The sequence below is a fragment of the Saccharothrix sp. NBAS 001 genome (assembly GCF_056640475.1).
This window is the reverse complement of record NZ_CM153251.1, coordinates 1,189,692-1,203,402: the sequence shown is the minus strand read 5'-3', so window position 1 is coordinate 1,203,402 and position 13,711 is coordinate 1,189,692. Positions and strand designations below refer to the sequence as shown.

Annotated in this window: 12 protein-coding genes; 7 read left to right on the top strand and 5 right to left on the bottom strand. The window is 72.9% G+C overall.

Annotated features, from left to right (window positions below; genetic code table 11):
• Positions 1-2: 2 nt before the first annotated feature.
• From AC0HI0_RS05285 to AC0HI0_RS05275, 3 genes are all read right to left on the bottom strand, one after another.
• Positions 3-461, bottom strand: a complete 459-nt coding sequence (locus AC0HI0_RS05285) for a hypothetical protein (protein WP_480931105.1) — start codon at positions 459-461, stop codon at positions 3-5.
• Between the two features lie 101 nt (positions 462-562).
• Positions 563-3,799, bottom strand: a complete 3,237-nt coding sequence (gene icmF, locus AC0HI0_RS05280; protein WP_480931104.1) for a fused isobutyryl-CoA mutase/GTPase IcmF — start codon at positions 3,797-3,799, stop codon at positions 563-565.
• A gap of 163 nt (positions 3,800-3,962) precedes the next feature.
• Positions 3,963-4,547, bottom strand: a complete 585-nt coding sequence (locus AC0HI0_RS05275) for a TetR/AcrR family transcriptional regulator (protein ID WP_480931103.1) — start codon at positions 4,545-4,547, stop codon at positions 3,963-3,965.
• Between the two features lie 441 nt (positions 4,548-4,988).
• On the opposite strand from AC0HI0_RS05275, the gene AC0HI0_RS05270 reads away from it, so the two are divergent.
• From AC0HI0_RS05270 to AC0HI0_RS05260, 3 genes are all read left to right on the top strand, one after another.
• On the top strand, positions 4,989-5,150 hold the full coding sequence (locus tag AC0HI0_RS05270; RefSeq protein WP_480931102.1) for a hypothetical protein: 162 nt from the start codon (positions 4,989-4,991) through the stop codon (positions 5,148-5,150).
• 114 nt (positions 5,151-5,264) lie between these two features.
• Positions 5,265-5,882 (top strand): alpha-ketoglutarate-dependent dioxygenase AlkB, encoded by a 618-nt coding sequence (locus AC0HI0_RS05265; protein ID WP_480931101.1) that lies wholly within the window; start codon positions 5,265-5,267, stop codon positions 5,880-5,882.
• 156 nt (positions 5,883-6,038) lie between these two features.
• Positions 6,039-7,103, top strand: coding sequence for a cobalamin-independent methionine synthase II family protein (locus AC0HI0_RS05260; RefSeq protein WP_480931100.1), 1,065 nt, complete (start codon positions 6,039-6,041; stop codon positions 7,101-7,103).
• A gap of 37 nt (positions 7,104-7,140) precedes the next feature.
• On the opposite strand, the gene AC0HI0_RS05255 is transcribed toward AC0HI0_RS05260, so the two are convergent.
• Entirely contained in the window at positions 7,141-7,575 is a 435-nt protein-coding gene (locus tag AC0HI0_RS05255) for a winged helix-turn-helix transcriptional regulator (RefSeq protein WP_480931099.1), read from the bottom strand.
• 79 nt (positions 7,576-7,654) lie between these two features.
• On the opposite strand from AC0HI0_RS05255, the gene AC0HI0_RS05250 reads away from it, so the two are divergent.
• The 4 genes from AC0HI0_RS05250 (at position 7,655) to AC0HI0_RS05235 (ending at position 11,629) form a co-directional block, all read left to right on the top strand.
• Complete coding sequence (locus tag AC0HI0_RS05250; protein ID WP_480931098.1) at positions 7,655-8,629, top strand: carboxymuconolactone decarboxylase family protein; 975 nt, start codon at positions 7,655-7,657, stop codon at positions 8,627-8,629.
• A gap of 396 nt (positions 8,630-9,025) precedes the next feature.
• A complete protein-coding gene (locus AC0HI0_RS05245; RefSeq protein ID WP_480931097.1) occupies positions 9,026-9,679 on the top strand; it encodes a winged helix-turn-helix transcriptional regulator in 654 nt (217 codons plus the stop codon).
• 227 nt (positions 9,680-9,906) lie between these two features.
• Positions 9,907-10,386, top strand: coding sequence for a hypothetical protein (locus AC0HI0_RS05240; RefSeq protein WP_480934259.1), 480 nt, complete (start codon positions 9,907-9,909; stop codon positions 10,384-10,386).
• Positions 10,387-10,390: 4 nt separating this feature from the next.
• A complete protein-coding gene (locus AC0HI0_RS05235; protein ID WP_480931096.1) occupies positions 10,391-11,629 on the top strand; it encodes a DUF6239 family natural product biosynthesis protein in 1,239 nt (412 codons plus the stop codon).
• Positions 11,630-12,026: 397 nt separating this feature from the next.
• On the opposite strand, the gene AC0HI0_RS05230 is transcribed toward AC0HI0_RS05235, so the two are convergent.
• A complete protein-coding gene (locus AC0HI0_RS05230; RefSeq protein WP_480931095.1) occupies positions 12,027-13,697 on the bottom strand; it encodes an AMP-binding protein in 1,671 nt (556 codons plus the stop codon).
• Between the last annotated feature and the right edge of the window lie 14 nt (positions 13,698-13,711).

Here is a 13,711-nt window from a genome sequence, read left to right as displayed (position 1 = left end):
GGTCACCCCAGCATGACCGAGTCCAGGCCCCAGTCGAGGATGAGTTCCCGGTCGCCGGCCACGTCCAACGCCACGTCCACGATGCCCAGCGGGTTCCCGCCGGACAGGGTCAGCTCCTTGCGGTCGTCGGCCCACGCGGAGCGGTTGACCGAGATCTCGAACCCGGCCAGCTCCCGTCGCTGCTCCCCCGACAGCGAGTCGGACAGCGCGCCGACCGCCCGTTCGCAGGTGTCGGCCTTCCGCTCGGCCATGAGCTTGATCCGCGCCGGTTCGGCGAGCAGCGCGCACGCCTGCGCCGGCTTCCCCGCGCCGATCGCCCGGAAGTACGCCTGCACGGTCGCCCCCTCCGAGGCCAGGTAGCTCATGCACCCCTTGGCCAGGAAGAAGATCCCGCCGACCGGGACCGCCAGCAGGACGACGCCCACCGCGATCCGCCGCAACACCATGGCCGGTCGTGCCACGCCGCGCTCCTGTCGCCCTCGACGCGGGCCCACCGCACCGGTTCAGCGTTGCCGGACAGCGCGAATCCTAGATCCACGCCGCCCGGCCGCCCGGCACCGCCTCACACGTTGCGCCGGTACTGCCCGCCCACCTCGAAGAACGCTTCGGTCACCTGGCCCAGCGTGCACACCCGGGCCGCGTCCATCAGCACCGCGAACACGTTCTCCCCGGTCTGCGCGGCCTCCTTGAGCCGGCGCAGCGCGGGCTCGGCCTGCTCGGCGTGCGCGGCGGCGAACGCCCGCGTCCGGTCGACCTGCGAGCGCTTCTCGTCCTCGGTCGCCCGCGCCAGCTCGATCGTCACGTGCTCGCGCTCGCCGTTGTCCGGCAGGAACGTGTTCACGCCGATCAGCGGCAGCGAACCGTCGTGCTTGCGCTGCTCGTAGAGCATCGACTCGTCCTGGATCCGGCCGCGCTGGTAGCCGGTCTCCATCGCGCCCAGCACGCCGCCGCGCTCGGAGAGCCGGTCGAACTCCAGCAGCACGGCCTCCTCGACCAGGTCGGTCAGCTCGTCGATGACGAACGAACCCTGCAACGGGTTCTCGTTGGCCGACAGGCCCCACTCCTTGTTGATGATGAGCTGGATGGCCATCGCCCGCCGCACCGACGACTCGGTCGGCGTCGTGATCGCCTCGTCGTAGGCGTTGGTGTGCAGGGAGTTGCAGTTGTCGTACAGCGCGCACAACGCCTGGAGCGTGGTGCGGATGTCGTTGAAGTCCATCTCCTGCGCGTGCAGCGAACGGCCCGAGGTCTGCACGTGGTACTTGAACTTCTGCGAGCGGTCGTTCGCGCCGTAGCGCTCCCGCATCGCCACCGCCCAGATCCGCCGCGCCACCCGGCCGATCACGCTGTACTCGGCGTCCATCCCGTTGGAGAAGAAGAACGACAGGTTGGGCGCGAAGTCGTCCACGGCCATGCCCCGCGCCAGGTACGACTCGACGTAGGTGAACCCGTTGGCCAGGGTGAAGGCGAGCTGGCTGATGGGGTTCGCGCCGGCCTCGGCGATGTGGTAGCCGGAGATCGACACCGAGTAGAAGTTGCGGACCTTCTGCTGGATGAACCACTCCTGGATGTCGGCCATCATCCGCAGCGAGAACTCGGTGGAGAAGATGCAGGTGTTCTGGCCCTGGTCCTCCTTGAGGATGTCGGCCTGCACCGTGCCGCGCACGTTCGCCAGCGCCCACGCCTTGAGCTGCGCCTGCTCCTCCGCCGTGGGCTCGCGGCCCTCGGCCGCGCGGAACGCGTCGACCCGCTGGTCGACCACGGTGTTGAGGAAGAACGCCAGGATGGTCGGCGCGGGACCGTTGATGGTCATCGACACCGACGTGGTGGGCGCGGTCAGCTCGAAGCCGTCGTAGAGCGCCTTCATGTCGTCCAGGGTCGCGATGGACACCCCGGACGTGCCGATCTTGCCGTAGACGTCCGGCGGGGTCTCGGGGTCGCGGCCGTAGAGGGTCACCGAGTCGAACGCGGTGGACAGCCGGGTCGCCTCCGAACCCTTGGACAGGTACTTGAACCGCCGGTTGGTGCGGAACGCGTCACCCTCGCCGGCGAACATCCGGGCCGGGTCCTCGCCGTCGCGCTTGAACGGGAACACCCCCGCCGTGTACGGGAAGTACCCCGGCAGGTTCTCCTTGCGCAGGAACCGCAGCAGCGTGCCGTCGTCGTCGTGGCGCGGCAGCGCCACCCGGCGGACCTTGTTGCCGGACAACGTCTCCCGGGTCAGCTGGGTGTGGATCTCCTTGTCCCGCACCCGGACCACGAGTTCGTCGCCGCTGTAGTCCTCGACCACCTTCGGCCACGCCTCCAGCAGCTCCGCGGACACCCCGTCCACGTGCTTCTCGGCCTTGGCCAGCAGGTCCGAGATCGGCCCGGTGTCGTGCCCGGCGGCGGCCAGCTCCTCGCGCGCGGCCCGCAGGTGCGCGGCCCGGCGCACCGCGTCCACGTGCGTCTCGGTCGCCCGGTGGTAGCCGCGCACGGTCTCCGCGATCTCCGCCAGGTACCGCGCCTTGGACGCCGGCACGACCGTCGAGGCGGCCGTGGAGACCTTGCCGGACACCGGCAGCAGCGCCCCCGGCGACACCTCCAGCCCGCGTTGCACGAGTTCGTCGCGCAGGTGCTGGTAGAGCGCCGTCACGCCGTCGTCGTTGAACGTCGCCGCGGACGTGCCGTAGACCGGCATCTGCTCCCACGACACGCCGAACGCCTCGCGGTTGCGCACCAGCTGGCGGGCCACGTCCCGGCGCGCGTCCTCCGCGCCCCGCCGCTCGAACTTGTTGATCGCCACCGCGTCGGCGAAGTCGAGCATGTCGATCTTCTCCAGCTGCGACGCGGCGCCGAACTCCGGCGTCATCACGTACAGCGAGTGGTCCACGAACGGCACGATCGCCGCGTCGCCCTGGCCGATGCCGGGCGTCTCCACCACCACGAGGTCGAACCCGGCGGCCTTGCACGCCAGGATCGCGTCGGACAAGCCGTCGGGCACCTCGCTGCCCGCGCGCCGGGTGGCCAGCGACCGGAAGAACACCCGGTCGCCCTCCAGGCAGTTCATCCGGATGCGGTCGCCCAGCAGCGCGCCGCCGCCGCGCCGCCGGGTCGGGTCGATGGCCAGCACCGCGATCCGGAGCTTGTCCTCCTGGTCCAGCCGGAAGCGGCGGACCAGCTCGTCGGTCAGCGACGACTTGCCCGAACCGCCGGTGCCGGTGATGCCCAGCACGGGCACCGGCCGGGCGGCCTGCTCCAGCCGGGTCTTGAGCGCCTCGGGCAGTCGCCCGGCCTCGATCAGCGTGATGGCCCGCGCGAGCACGTCGTCCGAGCCGGTGAACAGGCCGTCCCACGAGGTCGGGGCGTCGGCGGCCAGGTCGTGGTCGCACGACTCGATCATCGAGTTGATCATCCGGGCGAGGCCGAGCTGCTGGCCGTCGGCCGGCGAGAAGATCCGCGCCACGCCGCGCGAGTGCAGCAGCTCGATCTCCTCGGGCACGATCACGCCGCCACCGCCGCCGAACACCTTGATGTGCTCCGCGCCGCGCTCGGCGAGCAGTTCGACCAGGTAGCTGAAGTACTCGACGTGCCCGCCCTGGTAGGCGCTGATCGCGATGCCCTGGACGTCCTCCTGCACGGCTGCGGCGACGACCTCGCGCACCGAGCGGTTGTGACCCAGGTGGATGACCTCCGCGCCCTGGGCCTGGAGGATGCGGCGCATGATGTTGATCGCCGCGTCGTGGCCGTCGAACAGGCTGGCCGCCGTGACGAAGCGGACCGGGTGCGCGGGGGTGTGCAACGGGGCAGCGGCAGACACGACGGCTCCTTCGGCATCGCGGAACTGCACCCAGATTACTAGGACATCCATCTATCGGAAGTACAAGTGTCGTGTGGGCCGGCTCACCGCGCGCCGACCGCACCCGACGGCGCAGGCCGGAAAGCTCCGGCGGGGAAGCCAAGCAGACCGCGCGGACCGGGGCTCAGGCGGGGACCAGCAACTCCACCAGCGCCCGGGAACGCCGCGCCGGACCGGCCACCCCCGCCGCCTGGACCGTCGCGTACACACCCTCCATGACCAGCGCGAGCCCGGCGCCCAGCGCCTCCGGGTCGCCGACCTCGCGGGTCTGGGCCAGCTCCCGCGCCAACCGGGTGAACTGGCCGTGCACCCACGCCTTGGTCGCGACCGCGTTGCGGTGCGCGGGCAGCCCCGGGTCGGGGAACTCGGCTAGCGCCATCAGGAACGGGCACCCGCGCGACCGCTCCGGCTGCACCTGCGCGGTCAGCTCGTCGAACACCGCCAGGATCCGCTCCCGCACGTCGCGCCCGTCGTCGGCCGCCGCCCGCAGGAACCACGACCGGTGGTGCCCGTCGGCCCGCTCCAGGTAGGCCGCCACCAGGTCGTCCTTGGAGGCGAACAGCCGGTAGAGCGTGGTCGGCGCGATCTCGGCCTCGGCCGCGATCCGGTCCACCCCCACCGCGCGGATGCCGTTCCAGTAGAAGAGGTCGTGCGCGACCGCGAGCACGTGCTCACGGGTCTGCGCGGCGGGTCGGCGCACGGTCGGCATCCTGGGCTCCTTCGCACTCCGGTCCGCCTCGGGACCTTTCCCCAACTTAACACCGGCCGGTGGATCTCCGCGGGCACGTTAGGGACCGTTCCCGGTATTCCCCGCCACGACGCTCCGCAACCCCGCACATCGTTGTAGGCCAACAGAAGTACTCGCCCGCCGACCCCGCGATCCCCGGGCCGCGACCACGCCCCGGCACCCGCCGCCGGGCGCGCGGCCGACACCCCGTCCACCCCGGACGGTCGACCTCCGCGCGACACGCCAACGCGGAAACCGGAGGCAGTCCCGCACGTGCTCCGTCCGTTGTGGAACGATTACCCTCCGCGCTGGTCGATCCGGGGCCGGCGAATTCCGGCAAGCGTTGATCCGGTTGCCAACCCTGGCCGTTCCCCTGTTCGCAGGCGCGTGTAGCTTTCGCTTGAAAGGGGTACGTGACCGCCCATGAGCAGCACACCGATCTACGACGAGCTGGCCGCCATCCTGCTCGCCGACCAACCGGTGAAGACCGAGGCCAAGCCCGTGGCGGCGGAGCCCGTCGAGGAGCCGGCCAAGCAGCCTGCCCGCACCGGCGGCCGGAGGCGGAAGCCCGAGCCGGACGCGTGACCGCCCGCCGCACGGCCGGCCGAGTGCGCGAGAACGCTGATCTTTAGTCCACACTGAAGGAATAATGATCAGTGAGAGTCGAACATCTGTTCGACCTCGGTTAGGCTCGGCCCCATGCAGGTGTCGCTGTTCGACGGCGGCGCGGAGCCCCTCGGCCTGCGCCCGCTGACCGGTGTCCGCCGCACCGCGCTGGACGCCGGCGCGTGGATCGACGTGCTGCCCGGCTGGCTGACCGGCGCGGACGAGCTGTTCCAGCGGCTCGCGGCGGACGTCCCGTGGCGCGGCGAGCGGCGGCAGATGTACGAGCGCGTGGTCGACGTCCCCCGCCTGCTGCGCTTCTACGGCGAAGGCGCGCCGCTGCCCCATCCGGTGCTGGTCGACGCCCGCGACGCGCTGAGCGACTGGTACGCGGAGGAACTCGGCGAACCGTTCCGCACGGCCGGCCTCTGCTACTACCGCGACGGCCGGGACAGCGTCGCCTGGCACGGCGACACGATCGGCCGCGGCAGCACCGAGGACACCATGGTGGCGATCGTGTCGGTGGGCGCGCCCCGCGCTCTCGTGCTGCGGCCGCGCGGCGGCGGCGCTACCGTCCGTTATGCCCTCGGACACGGAGACCTGGTCGTCATGGGCGGCGCGTGCCAGCGGACCTGGGAGCACGCCGTGCCCAAGACGTCGCGTCCGGCGGGTCCGCGGATCAGCGTCCAGTTCCGACCGCGCGGGGTGCGCTGACAGCGTCCGGTAACACTGTGTCGAATCGCGTTTCGCCTTTTCGGCGCAGGCGCTTCACCATTCGGCCGGTAGGCAGTGCGCTGATCACCGCCCTACTGTTCCACCCCACGTCGCCCAGGTCCGACACCTCCGGCCACCCACGTTCCAGGGGAGAGCATGAGCATTCCGACCGAACCCATCGGCAGTATTCCCCGTCCTCGGGAATTGATTCAGGGCCAGCACGACTTCGCCGCCGGGAACATCGACGCCGACGCCTTACAGGCCCTCACCGACGAGGCCGTGGCGGACACCGTCCGCCGGTTCGAGGCGACCGGGTCGCCGGTGCTCACCGACGGTGAGCAGGCGAAGTCCAGCTTCCTCACCTACCCGGTCTCCGGCATCGGCGACCTCGCGCCGGACGGCCTGGTGGTGCCGTTCTCCGACGGCCACACCCGGCAGCTGCCCCGGCTCACCAGCGGCCCGTTCCGGTACGCCGCGCACGCCGCGGACCACCTGCGCGCGGCGCGGGCGCACACCTCGACGGCGGTGAAGCAGGCGGTGATCGCGCCGTCCGCGCTGAGCCTGCTCTACCCGCAGGACGGCATCGACGGCTACTCCCGCGAGCAGTTCCTGGCCGACCTGCTCGACGAGGCCGAGGCCGACATCCGGACCTGCCTGGACGGCGGCGCGCACAGCGTGCAGCTCGACTTCACCGAGGCCCGGCTGTCGCTCAAGCTCGACCCCTCCAAGGGCGTGCTGCACGACCTGATCGCGGTGAACAACCAGGTGCTGGACCGGTTCTCGGAGCAGGAGCGGGCCCGGATCGGCGTGCACACCTGCCCCGGCGGCGACTGGGACTCCACGCACAGCGCCGACGTGGACTACGCCGACCTCCTGCCCGACCTGTTCACGCTGCACGCCGGCGCGTTCTACGTGCAGCTGGCCAGCGAACCCGACCGGCGTCGGGTGCTGAGCGTGATCCGGGACGCGCTGCCCGAGGGCCGGCGGCTGTTCGTCGGCGTGGTCGACCCGATCGACCCGCGCGTGGAGACCCCGGAGGAGGTCCGCGACCGGGTGCTGGAAGCCGCCGAGTTCGTCCCGGCGGAGTTGCTGGGCACCTGCGACGACTGCGGGTTCTCGCCGTTCGCCGACGACACCTCCACCTCCCGCGACACCGCGTTCGCCAAGATCTCCGCGCGGGTCGAGGGCACGAAGCTGGCCGAGAAGGTGCTGGGCCGCTAGCCGGCGCCGGCGGACCGGGCGGGGACGTCCCGCCCGGTCAGCGGATGGCGATCCCGTCCGCCGCCACCGGTTCGGCGCAGCGGTCGCAGACCACCCGCGGCGCGAGTACGCCGCCGCACCCGGCGTGCTCGGCCACCCTGGGCGGCCCGTCCGGACCGGCCAGGTGCCGGTCGCCCCAGTCCATCAGGGCCAGGACCGCGGTGGACAGCTCCCGCCCCGGGCCGGTCAGCCGGTACTCGTGGCGCGGCGGGCGGTCCTGGTAGCGGACCCGCTCCAGCACGCCGTGCGCCACCAGGCCGCCGAGCCGGTCGCTGAGCACGTTGCGGGCGATCGGCAGGCCGGCCAGGAAGCCGTCGAACCGGGTCACCCCCAGCAGCGCGTCGCGCACGATCAGCAGCGTCCACCGCTCCCCGACCACTTCGAGCGTGCGGGCAATCGAGCAGATCTGGCCCTCGTACGTGCGTCCGAGCATCCGCCCATGGTAACTACAGGTTGCGTGAAGAAACCCACTCGCCACGGCCGTTCGCCGGCGAACGCAACCGGGAGTACCCATGGGCATCGTCCGCACCGCGCTGCGCGGGTCCCTCAAGTGGATCCGGCACGTCACCCCCGTCCGGCCCGCCGCCGCGCGGGCACCCGTCGCCGCCGTCTACGCCGGGGTGGAGGCCGATTTCGGGCTGCTCGCCTCGCCCATCGCGTTGCACTCCCCCTCGCCGACCGCGCTCGCGGCGAGCTGGGTGCTCGTGCGCGAGACGCTGATCGCGTCCGGCTCCGCGCCTCGGGCCGTCAAGGAGGCGGTGGCCGCCGCCGTCTCCCGGCAGAACAGCTGCCCCTACTGCGCCACCATCCACACCGCGACCCTGGGCCGGCTGTCCGGCGAGTCGTTCGCCACCGTCGAGGCGTGGGCGCGGCGGTCCGAGCCCACCCCGCCGCTGCCCCCGGCGCAGACCCCCGAACTGCTCGGCGTGGTCGTCGCCTTCCACTACCTCAACCGGGTGGTGAACGTGTTCCTGGACGATTCGCCGCTGCCGGCCGGCACGCCCGCGTTCGCCGAACGGCTGCTCGGCCGGTTCATGGCCGCCGGCGCGCGGCGCGCGTACCAGCCCGGCACGTCGCTGGACCTGCTGCCGGCGTCGCCGCTGCCACCGGACCTGTCCTGGGCCGCCGACGCCCCGGTGGTCGCGGACGCGCTCGGCCGCGCCTCGGCGGCGTTCGAGGCGGGCGGCGCGCGGGTGCTGTCCGACGCGGCGCGGGACCTGGTCGCGGCACGGGTCGCCGCGTGGGACGGCACGCCGACCGGCCTCGGGCGGGACCGGGCGCACGACGCGGTGGCCGGGCTGCCCGCCGAGGACCGGCCCGGCGCGACGCTCGCCCTGCTCGTCGCGTTCGCCTCCCACCAGGTGGACGACGCGGCGGTGGCGGCGTTCGGGGGCGACGACGCGGCCCTGGTGGAGCTGGCGGGGTGGGCGGCGTTCACCGCCGCGCGGCGGATGGCCGCCCTCACCTCGCGGACCACCGGGGTCTGAGGTGCGCGCCCGGTTGACGTCCGTCCGGTGTGGACCTTCCCGGAACCCGCCCCCTCGCGGGGCGTGCGCTCGGCGGCCGTGACAGGCTTCGGCGTGCGCGGTGCGGCGTTCGGGGCCGCGTTCCCCGGCGCGGTGCCGGCCGCCCGGCCGCGCACACCGGTTCCGGCGCGTCCCGCAAACCGCGCGGATGAGCCGGGCAGGCCCATCCGCGCGGCCTCGGCGGCGGTCCCACCGGAGCGCCGCCTCGCGCTCCCCCCTCGGGGCTGGGGGTCCTGACGAGAGGGGAGAACGTCGTGGGGGTGCCGCGCACCCCGGTGTGCCGCAAGGTACTAGCGGGAAGTCCTTGCCAGCAACCGAAAGATAAGAAATCCATACTTCCGCTGGTAGGGTGACCGCATGGCGACCAAGCGCAAGTACCACGACCGTTGCGCGGTGGCACACTCCCTCGACCTGGTCGGCGAGCGGTGGGCGTTGCTGGTCGTGCGCGAGTTGCTGTTCGGCCCCAAGCGGTTCACCGACCTGCGCACCGGGCTGCCGGGCGCGAGCCCCAACGTGCTGGCCCAGCGGCTGCGCGAACTGGAGGAGTCGGGCGTGCTGTGCCGCCGCACGCTCGCGCCGCCGTCCTCCGCCCGGGTCTACGAGTTGACGTCCTGGGGTTACGGGCTGGAGCCCGCGATCATGGCGCTGGGCCGGTGGGCCGCGCGGTCGCCGAACCTCCCCGAGGACGAGCACATGGGGGCCGACTCGGTGATGCTGGCGATGAAAACCCTGTACCGCCCGGAAACGGCCCCCGAATTCGCGGCCGAATTGGCCGTGCGCCTCGACCACGACCGGTTCCACGTCCGGTTCGCGGACGGCCTGCGCATCCGGCGCGGCGAGCCCGAGCGGCCGGACGCCGTGCTGTCCACCAGCCCGCGCACCCTCACCGAACTGCTGTGGAACGACCGCGCGCTGGCCGACGCGGAAGCAGCGGCCGAGGTGGCGGTCACCGGCGACCGGACGAGCGTGGAGCGGTTCCTCCGGCTGTTCCCGCCGCCCGCGACGCGGTGACGGTGCCCGCGCGGCTTGTCGTTTCGTGCGCAGTCCCGCAGAAGCGCCCTGGCCACGGTCGAATTCAGCCGTAACGCCGTTATGCTCAGATCCGGTAATCCGCACCCGACGGACACGCGGGAGGATCTGTGGCACACACCGGAGTCCGATCAAGCGCCGTGGGCGGTACGCCCGGCGTGTTGGAAGCGCTGAACACCCGCCGGCACAAAGCGGCGCTGTACGCCTTCATGTTCGTGGTCATCGCGCACTGGGCCGAGCACATCGTCCAGGCGGTGCAGATCTACGTGCTGGGCTGGCCGGTGCCCCAGGCCCGGGGCGTGCTCGGCATCCCGTTCCCCTGGCTGATCAGCTCCGAGGTCCTGCACTACGGCTTCGCGCTGGTGATGCTGGTGGGGCTGTTCGCCCTCCGCAAGGGCTTCACCGGCCGCTCCCGCACGTGGTGGGGCATCGCGCTGGGGTTGCAGTTCTGGCACCACATCGAGCACCTGCTGCTGATCGTCCAGTCGTCCACCGGCGCGAACCTGCTCGGCCGGCCGGTGCCGACCAGCGTCATCCAGCTCATCGTGCCGCGCGTGGAGCTGCACCTGTTCTACAACTTCGTGGTGTTCGTGCCGATGGTGGTCGCGATGGTGCTGCACCTGCGGCCCACCCCGGCCGAACGCGAGCAGATGCGGTGCACGTGCGCGGCGACCCCGGCGGCTGCGTGACGCCGTGCACGAGCACGGAACGGTAGCCCTGCCGCTCGGGTTCACGCTCCTGCGGCTGCTGCTGCTGGTCTCGGTGACGATCGTGGCGGGCTGGGCCCTGGCCCGCCCGTTCACCCCCGGCGGCGCGCTGACCCGGCGCGTCGTCACGGCCGTCGCCGCGACGGGCGGCGTGGTCGCGCTGCTGGTCGCCGACGCGACCTGGCTGCCCGGCCCGGCGGCGGTCGCCGTGATCGCCGCCCTGCTGACGCCCCCGTTGCTGCGCAAGAACATCCCGGCACTGGCCCACGCCGTGCTGGCGGTCGTCGTGCTCACCCTGGCGGTCGTCGTGGTCCGGGCCGGCGGGCCGCCGGTGTCCACGGCGCACATCGTGCTGATGGCCGGGTTCGCGGGCGTGGCGTGGGCCGCGCTGTGCCCGCCCACGCTCCTCGTGCGGGTGGTCGGCGCGAGCCTGGCCGTGGCGCTGCTGACCGGGCTGGCCCAGGTGACGCTGGCGGGCCACCTCGCCACCCCGCCGGCGGGCCCCATGCTGACCCGGGTCGCGGTGGGCGGCGACCCGGTCGACGTCCTGGTCGCCCCGCACCGGCCCGGCTGGAACATCGTGCACGTGCCGGACGCCCCGCTGCGCGTCGGCAACGCCCGCAACGCCTTGGTGCCGGCCGGGGAACGGCCCGGCGCGACCGGCCGGTGGGCGCTGGTGTGGCTCGACGCGGGCCGGGGCTCGCTGTGGCTGGGCCTCGGCGACGACCACGCGACCGTGCCGGTGAACCCGGGCAGCGACCCGTGGCGCGGGCCGGACGTGCGCGGGCCGGAGGGCACCGAGTACGCCGACGCCGCCCTGGCCGCGTTGCTCGCGGGCAAACCGGAACCGGCCTGGCCGAAGCTGACCGAGGCCGACGAGCGCGCGTTGCGGGCCCAGGTCTCCGCGCTGCCCCTGCGGTTCTCGGTGGTCGCCGACTCCTCGACCCGGTCCGCGCGGGCGGCGGACGCGGTCCGCGACGAGGCCGCGCGACTGGGCCGGTCGATCGTGCCGGACGCGCCCGACGTGCTGGTGCTCGGCGGCGAGGCGACCGGGCCCCGCGTCCACCTCGCCCCCTGGCTGCGCCCGCCCGACCTGGACACGCCCGACGGCCGGAGCTACGCCCGCGTGCTCGCCGACGCGTTCCCCGGCACCCGCCCCACCGAACCGGGCCTGACCGCCTGGCGCGGCAACCAACCCGTGTCCCAGAGGTGGCGCAGCCGATAGCGGGTGGCCACGGCCCGGTGCTGTCCGAGCAGGTCGATACCGCACTCGACGGCGTGGCGCTGCTTGCGGATCTCCCTGTCGATCGCCGGTGGTCGCCCACCCGCAGGGCCTGTGGGCTTGCGGTGGGCGGCCTGGTCGCGGGGCTGGTCGCCGGTCGCCTCGATCCGGCGGTGACGAGCGGCGGCCGCCCGCTCCACTTCGGCCGACGGCCCGACTCGACGCCGACAGGCCGCAACGGTTGCGGCACCGCCCATCGCGCGTCGGCCAGGCCGTCTCCGGTATCGCAGGTCTGCCTGGTCGCCAACCCACCTGCCGGAGTCCTCGCCACGAACTCCGTCGCCGACACCCGCCGCGTCATCGCCGTCGACGACCCGAGGCCGGGCCACCGCAATCTTCCTCAGGACTGGCGCAGCGCCGGGAAGTCGTCGTCGCGGTACTCGCCCGCCGGGCGCTCGCCGGTCTCCCGGCCGCGCAACTCCACGCGCCGGATCTTGCCGGAGATCGTCTTGGGCAGCTCCGCGAACTCCAACCGGCGGATCCGCTTGTACGGAGCCAGGTTCTCCCGCGCGTGCCGCAGGATCGCCAGCGCCGCCTCCTCCCCCGCCTCGAACCCGGCGGCGAGCACCACGTACGCCTTGGGCACCGCCAGCCGCAGCGGGTCCGGGGCCGGCACGACCGCCGCCTCCGCCACCGCCTCGTGCTCCAGCAGCACGCTCTCCAGCTCGAACGGCGAGATCCGGTAGTCCGACGCCTTGAACACGTCGTCGGTGCGGCCCACGTAGGTCAGGTACCCGTCCTCGTCCACCGACCCGACGTCGCCGGTGTGGTAGTACCCGTCCCGCATCACCTCGGCGGTCCGCTCGGCGTCGCCGTGGTAGCCGACCATCAGGCCCAGCGGCCGGTGCGCGAGGTCCAGGCAGATCTCGCCCTCGGTGCCCGGCTGCCCGGTCACCGGGTCGACCAGGACCACCGGGTAGCCCGGCGCGGGACGGCCCATCGAGCCCGGTTTCACCGGCTGGCCCGGGGTGTTGGCGATCTGCACGGTCGTCTCGGTCTGGCCGAACCCGTCCCGGATCGTCACGCCCCACGCCGCGGCGACCTGCTCGATCACCTCGGGGTTGAGCGGTTCGCCCGCGCCGACCACCTTGCGCGGCGGCGTGCGCAGCGCGGTCAGGTCGGACTGGATCAGCATCCGCCACACGGTCGGCGGCGCGCAGAAGCTCGTGACGCCGCACCGGTCCATCTCCGACATCAGGCGCGCCGGGTCGAACCTGGTGTAGTTGTGCACGAACACCGTCGCCTCGGCGTTCCACGGCGCGAACACGTTGCTCCACGCGTGCTTCGCCCACCCCGGCGAGGAGATGTTCAGGTGCACGTCGCCCGGTTCGAGGCCGATCCAGTACATCGTGGACAGGTGCCCCACCGGGTACGACACGTGCGTGTGCTCGACCAGCTTGGGCCGCGCGGTGGTGCCGGAGGTGAAGTACAGCAGCAACGTGTCCGAACCGCGCGTGACGCCGTCCGGCGCGAACTCCGCCGACGCGTCCGCCGCGCGCCCGTAGTCGAGCCAGCCGGGCACCTGGCCGCCGACCGCGATCCGGGTGTACGAACCGGGCACCTCGGCGAACTTGGCCGCGTCCGCCGCGCCGGCCACCACGTGCCGCGCTCCCCCGCGCTCCACCCGGTCGCGCAGGTCGGCGGGGCCGAGCAGGGTGGTGGCCGGGATGACCACCGCGCCGAGCTTCATCGCGGCCAGCAGCACCTCCCACAGCTCGACCTGGTTGCCCAGCATCAGCACCACCCGGTCGCCCCGGCGCACCCCGTTGTCCCGCAACCAGTTCGCCACCTGGTCGGAGCGGCGGGCGAGCCCGTCGAACGTCCAGCGCCCCTCGGTGCCGTCCTCCTCCACGATCCACAGCGCGATCCGGTCGTTGTCCCGCGCGATCACGTCGAACCAGTCCAGCGCCCAGTTGAACTCGTCGAGTTCGGGCCAGGCGAACGCGTCGCGCGCGGCGGCGTAGTCGGTCGCGTGGCGCAGGAGCAGGTCACGGGCGTCGCGGAAGCTCATCGCCCGAGGGTGGG